This is a genomic window from Pseudoalteromonas aurantia 208 (genome assembly GCF_014858725.1).
In the GTDB taxonomy this organism is placed as follows: domain Bacteria; phylum Pseudomonadota; class Gammaproteobacteria; order Enterobacterales; family Alteromonadaceae; genus Pseudoalteromonas; species Pseudoalteromonas aurantia.
The window spans coordinates 240,773-264,000 of record NZ_AQGV01000014.1; the positions used below are offsets into that span (position 1 = coordinate 240,773).

The 23,228-nt window shown below is 40.3% G+C and carries 7 protein-coding genes; all 7 read right to left on the reverse strand.

The window, feature by feature from the left end:
- Nucleotides 1–1,172 precede the first annotated feature (1,172 nt).
- On the reverse strand, nt 1,173–2,171 hold the full coding sequence (locus PAUR_RS18120; protein ID WP_192509134.1) for a TauD/TfdA family dioxygenase: 999 nt from the start codon (nt 2,169–2,171) through the stop codon (nt 1,173–1,175).
- A 201-nt stretch (nt 2,172–2,372) separates the two neighbouring features.
- Nucleotides 2,373–5,876 (reverse strand): non-ribosomal peptide synthetase, encoded by a 3,504-nt coding sequence (locus tag PAUR_RS18125; protein ID WP_192509135.1) that lies wholly within the window; start codon nt 5,874–5,876, stop codon nt 2,373–2,375.
- On the reverse strand, nt 5,873–8,905 hold the full coding sequence (locus PAUR_RS18130) for an amino acid adenylation domain-containing protein (protein ID WP_192509136.1): 3,033 nt from the start codon (nt 8,903–8,905) through the stop codon (nt 5,873–5,875). Before PAUR_RS18130 ends, PAUR_RS18125 begins: the two co-directional genes overlap by 4 nt.
- Nucleotides 8,906–9,139: 234 nt before the next feature.
- Nucleotides 9,140–10,174 (reverse strand): hypothetical protein, encoded by a 1,035-nt coding sequence (locus tag PAUR_RS18135; protein ID WP_192509137.1) that lies wholly within the window; start codon nt 10,172–10,174, stop codon nt 9,140–9,142.
- A 323-nt stretch (nt 10,175–10,497) separates the two neighbouring features.
- On the reverse strand, nt 10,498–11,499 hold the full coding sequence (locus PAUR_RS18140; protein WP_192509138.1) for a TauD/TfdA family dioxygenase: 1,002 nt from the start codon (nt 11,497–11,499) through the stop codon (nt 10,498–10,500).
- A complete protein-coding gene (locus PAUR_RS18145) occupies nt 11,496–15,161 on the reverse strand; it encodes a condensation domain-containing protein (RefSeq protein ID WP_192509139.1) in 3,666 nt (1,221 codons plus the stop codon). The genes PAUR_RS18140 and PAUR_RS18145 overlap by 4 nt, the downstream gene beginning before the upstream one ends.
- Nucleotides 15,161–23,227, reverse strand: coding sequence for a non-ribosomal peptide synthetase/type I polyketide synthase (locus PAUR_RS18150; protein ID WP_192509140.1), 8,067 nt, complete (start codon nt 23,225–23,227; stop codon nt 15,161–15,163). The genes PAUR_RS18145 and PAUR_RS18150 overlap by 1 nt, the downstream gene beginning before the upstream one ends.
- Nucleotide 23,228 lies beyond the last annotated feature (1 nt).

The window sequence follows — 23,228 nt, forward strand, 5'->3', positions numbered from 1 at the left end:
TTTAACGCCCTGGACGACAATAAACATCGCTTTTTTGCTTCTCAAAATATCATCAATTTTTGATAACAATCCTATTAGACATACCCTTCTTACGTACAACCTCAAGATATAGGATGAGTTAGCATGTTTTTTTATCTGCTCTTCGCACCAATAGTGTTTACCCGATAAACCAATAGCAAAAGTCATCCATTGGACTAAGATTCTACACAATTGCGTAGGAAACAATATTGATATTAAAGCGAGTACTTCTTAGTTTACCGCTAATTTAATTTAAAAAGCAATACCCTTTTGAAGCAGATGTGGGGTGATATTACCAAGACATGGGTTCATTTATAGCGTAAGCAGGCGATTTTTAATTATGGCCTGCTCCAATAATTCACGTTACGCTAACCGGATTACCTCTTGCCAACCGTGATTTTTCATCAACTTAGTTGCATGTAAATTATGCTTTTTATCTATATGCTCATCTCAGCATCTTTATAATGTGGGTAGTGAATAGATTCGAAACTATCCATTAATTGGAACTTGCAACTATAACTCCCCAAACACTGAAATACTCACCACATAACGCTCTCAAAGGCAAAATACCAATGGAAAAGTATTTCATGGTCTCTAATAAAACTCCTTTCTCAGATGAAATTTTAGACCGCTATAATGTTAAAAATGAAAGGGGTTGAGATCCCAATTACAAACACAATTTAGAGATCGCCAGATTAAAACGAGCTCTATGAATCACACTTATAATTCTACGCAAGATCTATACTAAATTAGGTGGAGTTCATTATCCTTAACCTCTAAAATAACCCTATTTTTAATCTGGGTTACCTGTGTAATGTACTACCATAGCAGGTAACCTTTTGTGTAAAGCAAACTATGACATACGTGCCACTGCCATGATTAATTGCTTAAATAGCAGGTAACACAACACTGTAAACCGCCCAGTTCACCGCTCACTTTACTCATGCTAAATAACCTCAGCTCTGGATAAGCGAATTTGCCCAATAAAGCTATTTTTCTCACTCTCGGCGTTACTTTCATTTGTAATAGCCTGCTATTACCGCATAAAAGCGCCTTGATATTGAACAAAATATCATCATTGGATTGTACGTAAGTTTGTTTTCAAAACATTTCCTATTCCAAAACCCTTATCCAAACCTGAGGTTAAATAAGACTTAATTTACAAATAATGTTGAGCTTACTTTTTTATTTTTCGCTTTCCACCAGCTCTCAACAATTAAAGTTCGTAAAAGCCATCGATCTTCACCATTAAATTTCGGCTCATAAGCATTACGGGAATGTACAACTCTGCGATTATCAAAAATGAGTAAGTCTCCCTCAGCCAAAGATAACGAGATGCAATTTTTAACAATCGACTCTTTGACAGCAGCCATTGCATCTTTAGACTCATTGCTACATGCCTCCATGTAGGCTGGATCGTAAATTATCTCAGGATCGGAGGTGCCATCCAACACTTGAACTTTACTGCTTTGCAATTCGCCATCATTAATAAACGTCAAATCTTCCCAAATTAAATAGTCAAATTTGCTCAGTTGCCGCTCGTCACTATCAGATAAATTAAGATGACGTGCGGGCATCAAGTACGTCTGTACCTTGTGATCTTCTCTTAAACAAAGCAACGACACATAGTCTGCTTTCATCTCATGAAAACCATCTTCTACATGCCATTCAAGAAACACACTATTCGTCCCAACTTGTTTATTAGAATCTTGTTTTATAGGAAAAACATCATCCACTAAACCACTGGTTATTTTATCTTTAAAGTTATACAAGTAGCCTAGAGAGACCGATATAACCGATTGTAATAGCGCAGCAAAATCACGTTCTCGGCTAATGACATCATGTTTTTTAGGTGGGGTAGGACATAGACCTGCTTGTAGCGGCAAGTTTTTTAACAGCAAATAGCTATTCGTATTCCCTTTGAACTTAAACTCCAGTAATTTCTTTTTAATTCTCTCTGGAAATTTAGTCCATGTCTCTAAATAGCTATACATAATCTCTGCACCATCGTCTGATTCAACAGACTGATGTTCACCAATAATCTTTTCTATTTTCTTTTTTTCAAGCTCTGATAAAACCAAAACGACACTGGTGCTTAACGTGTCACTGTCGCTCATATTAATTATAGAGCTACACTCTTTTCTCAATTCCATATTTCCCTCCTAAGACAAATACATGTCCCGTTAAAAGTTGTCTGTGCCTGAAATCAAATAGCGCATGCTACACATCTACCAACAACCGCAAGGCCTCGTTGGTTTTTTCTTTGGTAGCCTAAAACCGTATTGCTCAATCAAAGCAATACGGTTAAAGACAGTACTTTTTAACCTGCGATTAGAGGCACCTATACATTATTTTTATATCACTATTGAATTCTTGCTTTCAGACACCACAGGTACGACTGCGGGTTCGGTTAACGCTTGCAACTCAATAACCTTCTCAGCAATATGCTGAATTGTCGGGTTACCAAATACGTCTTTAATAGACACACTCACACCATATTCACTATCAATAGAGGCGATTAATCGACTAATTAACAAAGAATGGCCCCCCAACTCGAAAAAGTTTGCTGTGATACTGATCGTAGTGGCGTCTAGGTTAAGTAATTGCGCCCAAGTATCGGCTAAATTACGTTCCACATCCGTTGTGGGTGCACTATATTCATCCTGCGACAAATCTGGATCTGGGAGTGCTTTCTTATCTATTTTTCCATTTGACGTCAGTGGCCAAGTATCCACCACAATAATCGCACCAGGCACCATGTAATCTGGCAAGTTGGCTTTTAGTGATGCTTTAGTACGTGTAACAATATCTAACTGAGAGCTGTGTTCAAATTCACCATCTAGTTTAATATACCCTACCAGCTGTTTACCCGTTGATGACTCTTTGGCCATCACCAGTGCAGTATCAATATCAGTCAATCCGATTAACTGTGACTCCACCTCACCCAACTCTATTCTAAAACCCCGAATTTTAACTTGGTCATCTGCACGGCCAATAAACTCTAAATTACCATCAGGCAAATAACGGACGAGATCTCCCGTGCAATATAAGACATTTCCAGTGAGATCTTGGCTCTGATTTTGTACGAACTTTTCATTCGTCAGTGCCGTGTTATTATAATACCCCATCGCTAACCCATCACCTGCCACATACAGCGTCCCAGAGACACCTTGCGGTGCTAACTGCAAATTATCATCTAATATATAAAGTGACGTATTTGGAAACGGTGTACCCAATGGCATTGAATGCATGTTAGTTTGCGCCATATCCTGATAATTCGCTTTATAGTAACTCGTATCGATGACGGTTTCCGTTTGTCCATATAAATTGTAAACGTTTGTTTTTTCATCAATGACTTGCGTGAGTAATGCTAAATCCTCTTTTTTCCATGCTTCACACCCAATCGATATATGCTGAAAGCTCGTTAATCGGGCTTTATTCTCCAATAAGTGACTAGTCAGCACTCTAATAACACTTGGCACAAAATCACCGTAGCTCACTTGATGATGCTCTATCAGTCCATGAAGATCACTCGGAGATATCAGCGTTTGGTACGAACAAATAACCAGCTTGCCACCATTACTACATAGCGCCTTAACAATATCGCCCAACAAAATATCGACCGACAAACCAGCCATTTGTAACACTGTGAGCGGCTTCTTATCAATTTCGAATATCTCATCCCAACCTACTTTCCGCGCAATTAAGGCTTTATGCTGAACCATAATCCCTTTTGGTTTACCAGTTGTCCCTGACGTGTAAATTACGTACACCAAGTTTTCAGACGTTAAGCTTATTGATGCCTTATCAATATTATCAATTGAATACTCGGTAAAGATAGACTCACCATCAACCTCCTGATCCAGTATGAGCAGTTTACCCTCAACGCTAGACAATTTATCCGTCAAATGAGCCTGAGTTAATACAACCTCCGGTGTTGTATCCTCTAGGATATCATTGAGTCGCGACTGGGGGTGTGTAGGATCAAGTGGCACATAAGCCCCCCCAGCTTTTAAAATACCCAGTATACTTATCACCATTTCCAATGAGCGCTCCACACATAACCCCACCAATGTATCAGGCTTTACACCATGATTTATCTGTAAGAAGTGAGCAATTTGGTTGGCTTTTTCATTGAGTTGTTTATAAGTGAGTGATTCATTCTCAAAGGTCAGTGCAACGCCCTCTGGGGTTTTTGCGACTTGCTCTTCAAATAACTCATGAATACACTGTTCATTAGGGTACTCTAATTGAGTGCTATTGAGCTTATGGACAAGATGATGAACTTCTTCTTGAGGTAAAATTGGCACAGCATGAGGTGCTTGCTCTGCGTGAACATCCGTATGGCTGAGATTATTTAACAATTCACACAAATGCGTGTTCAACTGAGCTATGTGAGACTCTGAGAACAAACTCACATCGTAGATCCAATTTAAGCTCACACCTTGCTCATTAATACTCACATTCAGCTCTAAATCGAACTTAGACTGAATAAGGTCTGATTGATGCGCCTGTAATTCGACATTGGGTAATTGAAAACACTGGGCATTGCTATCACTATTAACACCAAAATCACTGTTCGTCGTGAGCATGATTTGAAATAACGGACTGTGTTCTGTGCTTCTTGGTACCTTTAAGCGCTCTACCAATTGTTCAAATGGTACATCCTGATTTGACTGAGCATCCAAGTTCACCAATCGAATATGTTCAAAAAAACGAGAGAGCGTCTCATGATGCGTGTTAGTACGCAGCACAAGTGTATTAACAAATAAGCCGATCATCGGCTCTAACTCAGCTTGAAGGCGATTTGCTATTGGTGTACCAATCACAATATCAGCGCTATTACTGTGTCTAGCCAATAGCAATGACAAGGCGCTATGCACAAGCATGAAAGGTGTTAAATTATGACTTTTAGCCAATTCTAACAAACCTTGCGCAAGGTTACTTGAAAGCTCATGTGTAACAATGGCACCGATATGTTGCTTTGTTTTGGGTCGCGGATAATCACACGGTAATGAGTGTATCATCGGCGCGTCATGAAGTTGCTTTTCCCAATAATTTAACTGTTTATCTAACACCTCCCCCTCTAAATATTCTTTTTGCCAATAAGTATAATCTGCGTACTGAATATCCAGTGGTGGTAATGGGTTTTCCTGTCCTTCACTATACACATGATATAAGGTAAGAAATTCTTTGATCAATACTTCCGTAGACCATCCATCCGATGCAATATGATGCATATTGAACAATAATACGCCTGAATTAGATGCTTTTTTCACATAGCTGACACGCAACATTAAATCTTCTTTTAGATTAAATGGCTGGTCCATATCATGACTTATCATGGCGTTCACTGCGACAGTAAGCGCATCATCGCTCAAATGAGTGCAGTCTTCTACTTTAATCTCAAAGTCAATGTCAGATATATCACGAATATATTGATGCGCACGTCCGGCTTCAGCAACGTACACAGTACGTAGCACTTCATGACGTTCTAAAATGGTGGTAAATACACGCGACAAGATCGATAGATCCAGCTGACCTTTTACTTCAAAAGCGACCGGCATATTGTACTCTGCCGATCCCCCTTGCAAGCTATCTATGAACCAAAGTCTTTGTTGTGCATAGGACGTGATTATTGAATCTCCAACTTGTGCCGGCCTTGCTTTTAACTGCGGTGCGTCCGACGTGGCGTATTCTTCTAACAATTCAACAATGTCACTTTTCATGGCCACTATTTGTGCTTTAATCGTATTATCCATCGCGCCGGGAGGCGCTTTAAAAGCTAACTTACCTTTTTCTAAATAAAGTATAATGCCCTTACTATTGGCCTCTTTCAATAAATCTACAACATTCATAATAATCCTCCCTCCATCTCACTTACTTCGCTATCGTGTGTTGCATTTAGTAAGATCATCGGTTCTAAATACGCTGCCAATTCGGCAATTGTTTTATTTTGAAATAACACTCGGACGCTAATATTGACCTCAAATTGCTCTTGGATACGATTAAGTACTTTCATCGCCAACAATGAGTGCCCCCCAATGCTGAAAAAGTCATGAGATGTCCCTATCGTCATCGACGTATCCAATAGCTCTTGCCAAATAGCAACCAACTGAGTTTCCACATCCGTTGATGGCATCACATAATCCGCACTTGTGTAATTTAAAGCCAATGTCACCAAGGCTTTCGAATCCAGCTTACCATTTGATAAATAGCTAAACTCCTCGAGTTCGATCAATTGGGTTGGTACCATATATTCAGGTAACGCTCCTTTCAATTTCAGGATGATCTCTTGCTCAGACACCTTGGCACCAATGTAAAACAGAGACAAACTATTACCGACCACCTTACATTGTGCTTGTTCCGACAAACCATTATTTATGACAAACATGGATACTTCCTCAGGTTCAATCCTAAATCCATTCAGTTTCACCTGATCATCAAGTCGCTCCAGATACATTAAGTTACCATCGGATAAAATTTGTACATGGTCACCGGTTTTATAGAACTTGGTAGACGCTAAATCACAGTACTCAAGCGCAGCAGCAGTGAGTTCATCTTGTCCATAATAGCCAGAAAATACCGAGTCTCCACTAATTTGCAGCTCACCCGACTCACCAACCGCTGCAACCTGGCCACCTTCCGTTATTACTCGGCAGTTCAGGTTATTAATTGGATACCCAATTGGCACAAAGTCAGTCTGTAAACGCTCATCAAAGCGCCAAAATAGTGCATCAATACAACACTCTGAAGGCCCATATAAATTTACAACATCACAATTAAATGCATTCTTTGCATTGAGTGCTGTTATGGTTCTTAACGCTTCTCCCCCACAGAAAATAGTGTCTAAGTGATATGTCTGTGATTCAGAGTTTGATTCTATTAACAAGTCTAGTAATGAAGGCACAATCTGCATGCGCGTAATATGCTGTTCAGTCAAAGTCTGTTTAAATAATGCCTGATCATAATTAATTGCCGGTGGCGCTATTACCATGGTTGCACCAACCATTAGCGGACTCCAAAACTCCCAAATAGAGGCATCAAAGCTTGCTGACGTTCTTTGTAAAAAGCGATCTTGAGAATTAAACTTGAACTCTTCGTTTATCCAAGTCATATGGTTAAGTAGCGCTTTGTGGCTAATGCTAACCCCTTTCGCTTTACCCGTCGAACCAGATGTAAATAAAATATAAGCTAAGTCATCTGGTGCAATCTTAATCGCAGGCGCTGTAGTATCATATTCATGCAAATCCAACTCAGCATAATTAATCGAGTGACACCCCTCAACCATCACATCTCCTTGACAAATCAGAGAGCTGGCCTGTGCATCTTGTATCATAGCGCTGATACGCTGTGCAGGGAGATCAATGTCAACCGGGACATAGGCGGCCCCTGTTTTCATAATGCCCAGCATCGCAATAACAAATTCAATAGATCGAGTAAGGCATAGCGCAATGACATCACCATGACCTATACCTGCGGCGATCAAACAGTTCGCCAATCGATTTGCATCGTCATTAATGTCAGCAAACGTATGCTTTTTGCCATCAATTTGTATTACAGAACCACCCGTTGTGTCTGCAATGTTGGTAAACTGATCCAATACTGAATGACAACTCGCTGCAACAGTGTCACCACGGCCTTGATAAGCATGCTGCTCCTGAGTACGCGCCTCACCAATGTGCTTTATTAAATCAGCTTTACAGCTTGCTACAAAATATGCCATTGCCTGTTCATCCATATAACCTGTGTCATATGTAAACTGTAATCGGCTATTTTTTCCCTGATTAATAAAGATAAATTGTATTTTTAACGCTTCCGATAAACTAATAATTTGTTCAACATCACAGTGCGACGCTGACGATCTGTCAATACTATCAAAAATGAAACTAAACCCTGACATTTCATGGTCATGACTTTTAATAAAGCATTCACCATAATCAATGCCCTGCTCACTTAATGCTTGCTCCTGTTTAATTGCGGTATCAAACACTCCATCCAGGTCAGGAAATAAAGGCACTGCTCGACTTAACGGTCCGATAGCATCGGCAAGATCACAGTCTGCACGACTATCAAATACTCTTGATAGCGCCGCGTCTGATGAGTATCTTTTTAGTGTGTGTCTCAAACTAGCACAAATCACTTCTGCAATGCTCACTTGATGTGTAAATGCATAACTCGCAATGGGATCATACAGGTCATCTAGCGCCATCGTAGCAAACGCATACACACTTTCTGTCGCCTGAACATAACGTTGTAACGACAGCTTTTGCTCTAACGCTCGCTCACTTTTATCTCGAGACCAAAATTTACGGGCATCTAATAATTCTTCATCTAGTAGGAAATCACCTAACCAAGGTGCCAAATCTTCATATTGAATGACCTCGTCATGTAACCGCCCTTGTGCATCCTGAAGGCGGCCGTTACCTGCATCAATTAAAGATTCAGCCAAATAATTCAGTGAGAAAACATCAGTGTTCAACCCCATAACTTCAAGGTGAAGCCAACATGAATCGACCATTTCTGCCACGACAACTCGTATCCACGGTACAGTCACACTACTCATTGACTGTGTTTTTGACTCTTTTTTCTTTTGCTCAGTGACCTCATCTTCATTCAGACCGTGCCAATTCACAGTAGAAAAATGAATTGGCATATCGGTGGCAACGTGCTGCCATAACGCCCCTAATTCATCGGTTTCATAATGTGTGCGGAGGATGTCGAAACACCCGACCAACTGATGTAAGTACGCTTCAATACTCTGAGCATTTAGCATACCAGGGTAGACAGCACTAATAGCGGCAGTATTTAATTGTTCTTTATTCGTATTCTTTAGCTGATTCCAATGCGCTCGTTGGATCGGAGACGCCAGCACTTTATTATTCATTGGTTATTCCTTGTTTTTCCGGTTGATGAACAACCAAAAAATATTCATGTGTGTTTATCTAATTATCAACAAAGAACTCACGACACTTGTAAAAGCATCAATTTAATTTTAGGGAAAGTGATATTTACTGTAAAAATAAGCCTAGCTATATTTAACTTTAATATTATTTAAACAATAAATTTATAAGAAGCTAGCTCTCTCTTAGTCACATCTTTGTTGCTCTAATTTATCTTCCTATAAAAAGCCCATTTCCATTTCTTCTTGCTGGGCATTGTCTGGTTCAGGAGCGTAGGCACCTGTATCCGCAAAATGCTGCATTTCTTGGGCAATTTCACTTAATACAATATTGATATTATCTAATTTTTCTTGATTTTTTCGTAATTCAACTTGTTCACCGACAATGCTAAAATCAAGATACTTTTTAAAAGAAGTAAAATCCTTGTATTGTGCATAGCAACCTGCAAATAAACCTTCCCACCCAGCAAAAGGAGGTGGATACCTGAATTTATCATGCTCTTTAAAACCAAATTTAGGATTAGTAATAATTACTTTAACCGCAATGCCTATTCGTTCAAATTGAGATGGTCCTGACGAATGAAATTGATTGGCCCTGAAAATATAAGCATCACCCAATGAAGGTTTAACAACACAACTTGTTTTCATGTCACTTTTAGAGAGTGTAGAGATTTTTCCTTTTGCATCATAATATAAAAAGCTTTCGTTTAAAGTACGTATGTCCAGCGACGTAAATTCTTGGGCAACACTTAAGTAATCTGGCGATTGTGTTTCGCCATCAATTAAAAAATTACTTTTCGGAAATGAATCTTCATCGTACAAACTCGGTACATCTTCCGCTGTCATTACTTCAAACAAAGGCTTTTCATCTAATTTTTCTAAGGCTTTTTGACGATACAATGGTATCCATAAGTTGTAACAAGGCCCCATCCATTGATCAATTGAATCAATATGCCATTGGTACTTGTTTTCTTTGTTTAACTCTGAAACCGGTCTAACCGCTGAGTTTTCTAAGTTTACTGGTGCAACAAAGTCATTTACATAAGCAATATCACTGCGACTTAAACCAGGATGAAGATCCTTTAAACCATCGATCACAATATCCAAAAACTCATCAGAATTCGACTCAATAAACTTCCTATTTACATAGTGGAGTTGATCATAAAAACAGTCTTTTTTTTCAATACCTGTAATTGTAGAGTGTACTAGTCCCAGTAAAAGCCTATTAGGAATAGGTTTATCTAATTTCAACATAAATGCTGCACCTTTAAATACCGTAAGTTTAAATAAATAATTACATAATAAAAAATTGAGAAGTGCAAATCACCCCTCAAACAAATCCGTAATACAAATTAGAAAACAACACTAACAAAATAAGACAAGTGGGATTATCTTTCTTGAAAGTATATTCATCGCATTTATTTTATATTATTGTACATAATCAATTATTAAATATATTTCAATTAAAAACTCAAGTCAATTAATACTTATTAGAATATAAATCAATTAGAAAAACTTAAGTTTCAATAAAAAATGCGTCAACCTCTCATGCGTGAGACATTAACGCATCATCACTGTTACCCCATCGCAACCAACACTTTACGGTCCCCTTTAAACGGTTTCCTACCGTGTGCGACCAGCCAGTTATCAAGTAGTAGTACGTCTCCCGCAACCCAGTCAAATTTAACTTCTTCTTCGAGATATGCCAAACGGATCGCTTCCACTGTATCATCATCAATTGCGCTCCCATCACCATAACTCGTAGAATATGGAAATTCAGCAAGCGATAAATCTTCTTCCATTCTCGCTTTAACATCTGGGCACAACGTATTTGTATGCCAAAACGAAATATGATTAAACCAAACATTTTCACCACTTACAGGGTGAGCATGCACGGCCTTTCTCACTTGTTCGGTTACCACTTTATCTGCTGCTAATTGAGTGACTTTAAGATCTACTTTTTCTCCATAGGCCTTAATCTCTTCAATGTCATCCATCCCGAATGCTTTCTCAACGCTTGGGCCATATCCATTGCCATAGTTTCTGCGTAACAACCAGCCATCGCGCTTTTCGAATTCGGATGCAATCTCACTACCAATGCGGTTAAGTACTTTACGAACATCAACTAACTGGGTTTGCCCCCCTTCATCAGGGGCATCTAAGCAACAAAATGCTAATTTGTTAGGTGGTTCAGTAACATATGAAAGCTCATTGTGTAAGGAGATCTCTTGGTCTGCTGGGAATTCTGTTGCAGTATACACACCTTTAGCGAGCTTGGTTCTCGGTGTTGCCCCCTCCACATATTTTGCTGTCTCTTTAATACCTTGGGCAACAAATGCCTGAAAGTCTTCTTCACTATGAATATTAAAACCTCTGAACAGTACAGCACCAAAGTCAGCTAAATCCTTTAATACCTGCTGCTCATTCTGATTGTACCATGTTGGTAAATCAACGTTAGGTACATGACATTTATATACGATTGGCAAGGTCGGCGACTCATCTAAAAAGACCCTAGAAACCACCGAACTCTTTGATGTTTTCGTTTCCGAGCTTTTGTTTCGCCACTTGTTAAAACTCATGCTACGTTTCCTTCAATTGGGAATTGTTTTTTATTTTTCACAGGCTTAAATTTACGCTTAGCCGAACGTAACTTACTACGAGCATGTTGATCTAGCTGTGCTTTAACCATAGTTAACGTTAAACTTGACTGCTCACCCAATATCAACAGCTCAATCACTTTTTCTAATTTTGTAAGCTCTGTTTGATTAAATGTACTGCCTTCTAATGACCAAACACCACTCACTAATTGCGAATTTATATTCGTAATTAACAAACTGACTGGACATTTATTTACTGTCAAACCACCTTGTGACTCTTTTATTAAGTTGTTCAAATTGAAATCTAATCGGTAGTCAAATATGTTTTTCAATGTCACTCGATGGAATTTATTATATTCCTGAGTTATCCACGTTTGCTCTACAAAACCATTTTCCAAATCATGATGTAACTTATTCAATGTTTCAATCATATTAGTTTGCACAGTGCCACTGTTATCAAACTGATTAAAAATAAAACCAGACGATGAACCAGCTATTGGTAAGCCAGAAACGGTGTTTAATACACATGTACTTTCTAAATGAATTGCTAAGGCCATATTAAAAATAACTGAAAAAGCTGAGGCCATAGAAACATTATACTGACATGCTAATGTCTCTAATGCAATAGATACTTGTTTGTCTAATAAAAGATCACGCGTGAGCACTCCCTCTCCAACATGTTGACTTTTGCTCATAATATGTTCAGGAGTTGGAAAACCTTTAATCTCTTTTTTCCAAAAAGCAGATTGCTCACTCAGTCTCTTTTTATCAATTTTTCCGTTGCTCAGCAATGGCATACGCTCAACAACAACACAATTTTTAGGCAGTAAGTAAGTAGGCGATGCATCTTTAACCAACTTTTCGAGTCGACTGAGTTGCCCTTGCATATCGTCATTATTATTAATGAAACTTGCATACACAATATTTTCATACACAACAACTTGACGGACCGCTTTGTTTGATGACACAGCCGCTTCTAACTCTAGACTTTCACGAGTCACACTGCCGTCTTTATAATCAATAATCGATAATGTGCCATTGTTCAGCTGTCTCACCTGTAATTCACTATCATACAAGCCTTTACCTGATACGCCTGAAGTATAAAGATGCCCAACTGCGCCCTGTGGTACAGGTGCTGCATTTTTGTATAAAACTTTAGTCTGATCATTGTCGCAAATATGGCCTAAATTTATTGGCTCTCCAGTAACGACTTGTCCTGCACTAATGTAGGTCACCATGTCAACATTGAGTACCGTATTTACGGGGTAAAGTGCGCTCCACTGCCACACTAAGTTTTGGCATCCATGCTCAGCTACCACAGATACCTGTTCAAGATTATAATCATTGCGACAGGGCAACTCTGCCAATAGCGAGGGTGTTAACGTCACATGGCTGATTTCTTTAGAGATTAATACATCTCTCAATGCATATTGATTATCATGTAGCACTAATTTGGCACCTGCCGTTAAACCACTGAGCCACTCTGTTACACACAGATTTGAGGAAGTGGGTAAAATCAACAAAGAAGACTCATCAGTCAGGGCCATACTTTTTTGTTGTCTCAATATTTGCGCACATACCGTACCATGGCTAACCTGAGTACCATTGCCACAGCCGCTTTCAATGGCAGGATCCCCTTCACTCAAAATCACTTCACTAAAGTCTAAATCATCGTCGTCATATTCAACATAAAGAGATTCATCTATAATTAAACTCGTTTTATTGCATGTCTTAGCAAGCTTATTTGCATGAATTAACATGTTACCAGAATGTAGACATTTATACTGCTCTGACAGTGTTTCATACTGTTTTAGTTCATGATAAGCATACACCCCACCCGCCTTTAGCACAGCTAACAATACCACATAGCATTGAATATTTTGCGCTAAACAGACATCAACCGTTTGACCGCTAATTAAGCCTTGGGCGATTAAGTATCTTGCTAATCGATTAGCTTTACCGTTGAGCTGCTGATAACTGATCCATTCATCGTTATCTTGAATTGCAATTGCTTCCTGCTTCGAGTGCGCCACTTGCTCAAACAATTCATTCACTGAATCTAAGCCACTATTTAAATTCTGCTTATTCAAAGCCTTAACTTTAGGAGACAGTGCAATATGTTCAATATCCATATCCACGCTTTTTGATAACTGCTTTAAAACCAAATCAAAGCTTTCAGACAACCCTTTGATTGTTTGTATATCAAATAAGTCCGTCGAATAGGTTAAGTTAAGCCACATCCCCGCGTCATCTTCCTCCGCGACCATTTGAAGATCATATTTCGTTAGCGAGTTTTCACCCATAACCGGATAGGTATCCAAGTCAGCAAGCTTAAACTCTGATTGTTCCGTATTTTGCAATGTAAACATTATTTGAAATAACGGACTATGGCTAAGTTCCCTAGGGATTTTTAATTTATCTACCAATGAATCAAACGGAATATCCTGATTATCAAAGGCCGATAAGGTGTTTTGTCGATTTCTCGATAATAAAGAAGAGAAACTCTCACCTTCTTCCCACTGACTACGGTACATCATGCTATTGATAAAATAGCCAATCATTGGCGCGACTTGAGGATGAGCCCGACCTGCAATTGGGCTCCCGATTACCACATCTCGAGTCTGACTCCAACGCCCAATCAACACAGAAAAGGCACTATACAACAACATAAACAAAGTTGACTGATTGGCTTTGGCTATCGACTTCAAATCATTCATCGTCTCATTACCAATAAACCATGAGTATGTGTCACCGGCAAATTTTTGATGCTGCGCTCTAGGCCGGTCAAATGGTAGGGAGTGACTATACGGCGCCCCTGCTAGCATTTCCTTCCAAAAAACCAACTGATCGGCGATCTTTTCATCTGTATAGTGGTTGCGTTGCCAATGTGCATAGTCACAATATTGAATATCAATCGGTGGCAAGGTGTTTGGCAGCTTTTTACAATAGCTATCATACAAGGTAATAAATTCACCAATCATAATCGCCTGAGACCATGCATCTGACGCTATATGATGAAGTGTAAACAACAACACATGGTCGTGATCAGTGCGTTTCAGCACTTTTGCCTTCAACATTAAATCAGCTTGTAAATTGAAGACTTGATTCATCTCTTTGGCAGACCACTGCTGTACTTGGGCTCTCTGATCCATTTCAGAATATTCACTCAAGTCAATAAGTGGCAACTCCATATGCTGCAATGACTGCACCAATTGACGCACTTCACCTTCTTTCTCAATATATACCGTTCGCAGCACTTCATGCCGTTCGATTAATACATTCAATGCCCATTGTACTGCCGCTAAGTTAATCTCGCCTTTTAAGCCAAACGCAGCATGAATATTATATTGGCTACTTCCCCCTTCTAACTGATCAATAAACCAGAGTCCTTGCTGCGCAAAAGACAAAGGCAATACCGCTTTTTTATCAACCGGTATAATGCGTGTTTTATCTTGTGCTTGCTGCTTCTCCTGCTCTTGTTTTTGTAAATAAGAGCTAATTTCATTTTTATTATTTCTGATCAATGACTTTAAACTTTCTGGAAACTCGCCTTCCTCGCTAATATAAGCCAGCTGCGAACCTTTAAGATAAAGTACAATATTACAAGCTTCTGCATGTGCGATAATTTGTTGTGGTGAATTCATTAAAATGTTCCTTCTTCTACAGCTTTACCCGCTTCTAATAATTGCGCTTTCTTACTCTCAACTTGAGTATCCTCCAGCTCAATCGCCACTTTTTTAGCTAAGTGCTTAATCACTGGCTGTTCAAAAAATTCCGAGATAGATACAACAGACTCTCCGACTGAAAAAGTTTTCCTCACTTCACTAATTACGCGCGTCACAACTAAAGAGTCGCCTCCGAGGTCAAAAAAGTTATCTTCGGTGCCTATTTGTTCAATACCCAAAACATCTTGCCAGATAGCAACCAGCTTTTGCTCTATCTCGTTGCTTGGTTCAACATAATCACTGTCAAGTTCTGGTCGTTCATATAACGTTTGTTGTGACTCGCTAGGTACCTTGTCAACCCACTGTTTTAAACGACTATCCAACGCACCGGTTGAGTGAACTAATTGCGGATAGTACGACATAGATAGCAACTGACTAAAAGCGGTCTCACCTTCTTCGGGAGTCATTGAAAAGCCGATATTATTCGCGGCTTCACCTGAAAAGTCCCAGCCATCCCAATTAACACTGATCCATCGCTCATCTTCTTGAATATGTTTGTTTTGTACAAACGCATCCATATAAATATTTGCAGCCGCATAAGCACTGAAACCCAATCCGCCGAGCACTGACGACAACGAAGACATCAGTAGGCAAAAATCGACATTTCGATTGCGCAATAACTTGTCCAGTACCATAACACCCGCGACCTTTGAACTATATTGTTGTTCAAAGTCCTGCTCCGTTGTTTCAACTAAAGCTGTCATTGACCCATGTAGCTGCCCTGCAGCATGAATAATACCGTTTACCTTGCCAAAATCACGTTCAACCGCATTGAATACTGCTTCCATTTGTGTCAATTCCGCTGAATCTGCAGCCATTACTGACACTTGAGCCCCTCTCGATTCTATCTGTTGAATCTGATTAATACGCTCACAGACCTTTGATTCTGGTTGACTTTGTATTAAGCCCCTCCACTCACTCCGTTGTGGAAACTCCGAACGACCGACGAGCACTAATTTAGGGTTGCTTACCGTTTTACTAATATACCCCGCGAGCAGTAAACCTATGTTACCCAACCCACCGGTGATCAAATAGACGCCATTATCTTTAAGCGTATGTGCCGCTGGCGCATCAGCTGCGATGTGAGTTTGTTCATATTGCTTCTCCCAATACTGTGAGCCTCTCAATGCAGCCGTTGTACTGCGCTGTATTGACATAAGTTCAGTAGATAGCCTCTTACCTAAACGAGTCAAATATGTATCACCCCGATGTGGTTGCAGTTGAATATCAATATGACGACATGATAGATCAGGGTATTCTTGCGGCGCCACCTTACATAAACTGGTTATGGTTGCTTGTCCTGGGTTAATCAACTCCTCCCCTGTCACACTTTCAATCTCATTGGTAATACAATCCACCGCAATATCAGTACTCAGGTCAGCTTTAACAATTGCCTTCATAAAATATAAAGCACTTAAGGCCCCGCTTTGCTGCGTACTCCAAAAACTATCCATATCATCTGAAGGGTTCTGTGCACCAGACGATATGCTCGTTAGGTGTACTAAACGAGTCAGCGGAGTACGTGCATTCACAGCATCAAGTAATGTGTAATGTTCCGCCTCTTGGCTCATATCAAAAGTGTAATTGTTCTCACCAAGGTAACTGAATGTATCACCCGGATACGCGCATACCACCGTGTGACCAAGTGAATGTAAATGTGCCGATAGCTGCTCTGCAACACCTTCAGTATCCATGATGAGCAGCCAAGATTTTAATGCTGTATCGAGCTGCATTTTCCCCTGTTTAACTGCCGCTTTTTGTTTCCATGTCGGCACTGACCACCACATATCTGAAGGTAATTTGGCATTCGGATTGTTAACTCGGGTAGTTGGTAATACGCTTCCCGCCTCTATCCAATAACGTGTTTTTTCAAATGGGTAGGTAGGTAAAGGGACTCGACGTCCGCGCTGACCCAAATTGAATGCATCCCAATTAACATTAATACCATTACTCCACAGTTTGCCTATCGTATTTTGTAGGCTAACGACATCACAAGTCGATTCATTCGGATGTCGTGTCGTGGGTACGATGACATGTTCCCGCGCCTGCGCGCTCTTTCGCGCTAATGTAGATAAACTTCTACCAGGCCCAACTTCAATCATGACCTTCGCAGAACATAAATCTTCATCGTCAGACAAAATCGTCTCAATCCCATCCGCAAATAGCACTGTGCCTCTTAAGTGATTCGCCCAATAGTGTGGATCCTGAGCTTGCTCAGCCGTAATAAACTGACCCGTAAGGTTTGACACATAACGCATAACGGGTGCGTGCAACGCTACACCTTTAATCACTTGTAAGAATTCATCTAAAATGACATCCATCATTTTTGAATGAAATGCGTGCGAAGTATGTAATGGGCGATAGCTAATATTGCGCTCATCCAGTAGTTTCTCTAAATGTGTCAAATCTTCTTTGCTACCCGATGCAACACAGTTATTAGCAGAGTTTACTCCTGCCATACATGTGCCAGTCATAACCAACAGCGGACGTAAATGCTCCGCTGCCATCGATATGGATAACATGCTGCCTGGCGCAGCTTGTTGCATGAGCTGCCCTCTTGCACTCACCAACTTTAACGCATCATCAAGTGTAAACACACCTGCCAAGCACGCTGCAACATATTCCCCGATACTATGTCCTATCATCGCATCAGGCTCGATGCCCCAAGACTGTAATAGCTTCGCCAAGCTATACTCGATTGTAAATAGCGCGGGTTGAGTGATATGCGTTTGATTTAATAGTGTCTGCGCCATATCCGTGGTCACTGAACCATTCTCACTCGGATAAATAATCGCTTCTAGAGATTCTCCTGATAATAATGCTAAGTGCTGTGCACATTGGTCAAATTGTGCTTTAAACGTTGGCTCATTGATATAAAGTTGCTTCGCCATATCTACATATTGCGCCCCTTGTCCAGGGAACATAAATATAATTGAGCGGTTGTCACCTTCATTTTTCACAACCTTTGGATTGTCTTTTAATTGACTAATTGCATCCTCTATCGACTGACAAGACACGTGAGTACTGTATTCATACTGTGTTCTGCCAACCTGCAATGTGTATGCAATGTCGTGCATACTTACGCTACGCTCTGTTTGCTGCTCTAAATGATGGACTAAATTGTGACATGCCGTTTTGACTGCCGTAGGAGATTTTGCCGAAATAGGTATCAGCCAAGTATCTCGTGGTGAGGTACTCGGTGCTACCTCTGGAGCCTGCTCCATAATCACATGCGCATTTGTGCCTCCAATTCCAAAAGAGCTAATACCAGCGCGTCTTACTGCATTCTCTTCACATTCCCACGTTTTCAAGTCCTTGTTAATATAAAAAGGTGTCTTCTCAAAATTTATCTGAGTATTACTTTGTGTAAAGTTAATGCTCGGTGGGATCTGCTTATTTTTCATTGCTTCAACCACTTTAATCATGCCAGCAGTACCTGCAGCAACATCTAAGTGGCCAATATTCGCCTTTACTGACCCCAATGCACAATAACTTTTCTGTGGTGTTTTATAGGCTTTTTGCAAAGCCTTAACTTCAATAGGGTCCCCTATTTTAGTCCCTGTTCCATGCGCCTCAAGATACTGAATTGACTCTGCATCAACATTGGCATTATCCATCGCCTTTTTAATTACCGCCGTTTGTCCCGAAATACTCGGCGCCATATAGCCGACTTTCTGAGCCGCATCATTATTTACCGCGGTCCCTTTGATCACAGCATGAATCGTATCTTGATCGGCCAGTGCTTTATCTAAGCGTTTCAGTAAAAGTACGCACCCACCACTGCCACCGCGAGTACCCGATGCATTCACATCAAAAGGTCGACAATGCCCATCAGATGAATTTACGCCCCCTTCAACATAAGAGTAACCGTCTGGTTTTAATGACGCTAAGCGCGCACCACCAGCCAATGCCATATCACACTCATTAAGCAGTAAGCTATTACATGCTTGATGCACATTAACCAGTGAAGAGGAGCAAGCTGATAATACATTTAAACTCGGCCCCGTTAAGTTCAATTTATATGACAACTTTGTGGCTAAGAAGCCTGCACTCGTGCTAGAAACAAGGCTCTGCGCTGCTCCACCAACTACATCTGGGTTGGAAATTAGATTCTCTATTAAATAGGCACTGTCCGTCACACCAACAAAAACACCCACATCCTTCGGCTGTGACCTGTCACCATACCCTGAGTGCTCTAATGCATCAGAAGCAACTTCAAGCATAAGTCGGTGCTGCGGATCTAATAACTCAGCCTCTCGAGGTGTAAAATCGAAATGTTTCGCATCAAAATCGGCAATGTTATCTAACACGTCCATCGATTTCACATAGTGTGGATCTTGAAGTACGAGAGGATCAACGCCCGCAGCCTTTAATTCTTCATCACTGAAAAACTGTATTGATTCTTCCCCTGAGCGAATATTTTCCCAAAATTTATCGACATTATCAGCCCCTGGGAATCGCCCTGCCATACCAATAACAGCTATGTCGGTATTGCCTAACTCAACTGTTCTTGCTGATTTAGACGGTAACGCTTCCTCTTCTGCTGCGCAATCATCTGATAAGAATTGCGATAAACTATGTATCGTTGGATATTCAAATATATCAGTGAGCTCAACTTCTAAGTCCAAGCGTTCCTGTATGACTTTTTGCAAAGTAATACTCAATAAAGAGTTACCACCCATTTCAAAGAAATTACTATGCGTTGACACTTTTTCTAGCTCTAGTAAGTCACACCAAATAGCCATTAGTGTTTTTTCTATGTCATTCTTAGCGCTAACAAAAACCTCATTACGCACAACATCCCCAGGATGTGGCAATGCATTTTTATCCATTTTACCGTTAGCAGTTAATGGCCATTCATCTACCAAAATAATGAAGCTCGGCACCATATAATCTGGGAGCTGTTTTCCTAATGCCATTTTAATGTCAGCAACCAATATATCCCACTGTTCTGTTTCTGTATCGTGCTGTGCTTTAACATAGCCCACTAACTGCTGTGAACCTGCCACTTTATGTGTTGTGACAAGTGCTGAATTCACCAGTGCTAATTTTTCTAATTGTGCTTCAACCTCGCCAAGCTCGATTCTAAATCCACGGACTTTCACCTGATCGTCAGAACGGCCTATAAATTCAAGGTTACCGTCTGGCAAATAGCGCACTAGATCCCCCGTTTTATATAAATGAGTTGAGCTGTTTGTGGTGTTTTCATCGTAAAACGGGTTCGTAATGAAGCGTTCAGCTGTCAAATCAGGGCGATTTAGATAACCACGCGCTAATCCATTTCCGCCAATATGAAGTTCACCGATACCACCATATGGCACCAGCATATTATTGTGCATGATAAATAGTGATTTACCGGGCAGAGCTTTACCAATACTGACATCATCACGACAGTTGAGCGATGCAACCGTACTCCACACCGTCGCTTCCGTTGGACCATATTCGTTAAACAACACAACTTGTTGATTAGCAAACTTTTGGTAATGTTTTTCAACCACATTCTTTGAACAACTTTCCCCAGCAACAATTGCCCCTTTCAATGCGGGTAGTGTGGTACTGTCGACTTCATTAAGTATCAAGTCATAGAAGCTCGGCACCATCAATAAATGGCTGATTTCATGCGCTTTTAACTGGTTCACAATATATGAGGTGTCACCCTTGTTATGTGTGCTCAGTAAACATAGCTTTGCACCGCCACATAAAGTGGAAAAAATACCTGCAACTGAACTATCAAACGACATCGACGAAATCAGCAAAAAGCTCGTGAACTCAGTGTATGTTTCATATCGGCATTCAGTCGAATAAACCAGTGACTCATGTTCAATCATAACGCCTTTAGGCTGACCTGTTGAACCTGACGTGTAAATAACATATGCCAGATTAGATGCGGTTAAATTTATCGTGCTTGGTAACACGTTTTCTTTCGAGTATTGCGTGAATACATGCGTAACGTGAGCAGCTGCAACTTCTCCCAAATTATCCAATGGTACAATCGTCCCTTGGAAATCGGATAACACATCCTGCACTTGAGATTGACACAATACTAAGCTTAACTGGGCGTCTTCTAGCATGTAATTCAGACGTGATTGAGGATAGTCAGGATCTAACGGTACATAAGCACCACCAGCTTTTAAAATTCCCAAAATACCAATGACCATTTCAACCGAGCGCTCAGCACATAAACCAATGAAAGTGTCAGGTGTTATACTATGATTAGCGTGGATATAATGCGCCAATTGATTCGCTTTTTCGTTCAATTGTTTATACGTTAATTGCTGGTCCTCAAACACAACAGCAATATTATCTGGGTTCTCTTGCGCCTGGTGCTCAAACAATTCATGAATACATTTACCTGTTGAGTAGTTCATTTCATTGTCATTTAAATCATGTATCAAATGGCGCGTTTGCGCTGCTGATAACATAGGCACTGTCTGTGGTGATTGAGTTGATGGAGTTTGGCTCAACCCTGTTAATAAAGTACACAGATGCTCATTCAACTCTTTAATATGTTGCTCTGTAAATAAGCTAACATCATACGTCCATCGTAGCCCAACGCCCTCATCACTGATATTTAAGTCAATATCGAGGTCAAATTTGACCTGAATAAGATCAGATGCATTGGCGCTTAACTCCACATTAGGCAATTGAAATGAATCAATGCCATTTTCACCATCGATACCATAGCTGGTACTCGTGGTCATCATTATCTGAAACAACGGATTATATGCTTTACTCCTTGGGACTTTAATATGATCGATCAATTGTTCAAAAGGCACGTCCTGATTTGATTGTGCATCTAGGTGCACCTGCTTAATGTGTGAAAAGAAGTCAGTCAGTGAGTTATGTTCCGTACTCGCCCTGAGTACTAACGTATTAACAAAGAAGCCAATCAAAGGCTCTAATTGTGTTTGCAACCTATTGGCTACTGGCGTGCCGATCACAATATCATGGGTATTACTATGGCGAGATAGTAATAAAGAGAGTGCACCATGCAATAGCATGAATGGCGTCAACTGATAGTCTTGAGCGACAGACATAAGCTGCTTTGCAATATGACTCGGTAATGTGCCTCTTACCACCGATGCCGCTTGCTGTTTATTAACTGGGCGAGCATGATCAAGCGGTAATGAATGAACCGCAGGGACCTCATCTAGTTGCTTTTCCCAATACCCCAACTGCTTTTCTAGCACCTCACCTTCTAGGTATTCACGCTGCCACTGAGCATAATCGGCATATTGAATATCAAGCGCTGGTAATGGGTTATCTTGATTTAAATAGTAAGCATGATACAGCGTCAAAAACTCTTTTGTTAACACCTCGACTGACCAGCCATCTGAAGCAATATGATGCATATTAAACAGTAATACCCCGGATTGCTCTGTTTTCTTCAAATAACAGACTCGCAGCATTAAGTCACTTTCAAGATCGAATGGTGTCGTAATATCTGCGTCAATCAGTGCTTGTATCGCGTGATCTTGAGTCTCATCCGTGAGATGGGTTAAATCTTCTTGCTGAATACTAAAATTCGCCTCAGCCATATTCTGAACTTGCTGTAATATTTGTCCGTCTTCTTTAAGATATACAGTACGTAGCACTTCATGTCGTTCGATAATGGTACTAAACACAGCATTTAACAGCGTGCTATCAAGCGTTCCTTTAACATCGAAAGCCATTGGCATATTATATTCTGGTGACCCACTTTGCAGGTTATCAATAAACCACAAGCGTTGCTGCGCAAATGACACCTTTGCTTTGCCCGTCGGTCGATCAAACGCCTTGATCTGGTCACCCTCAGTTTGTTCACTGTACATCTCAGCCAATTGTATAAGGTAATCAACCAAAATTGCCTTGTTATTTTTGATTAAATCACGCAGCTCAATGGTGATAGCCCCTTTTGGCGCTTTTGCTTTAAGTTGATTATTATCGTCTAAATAAAGATCAATATCCGACATCGCTAATGTATTAATTATATTTTTTGCATTCATT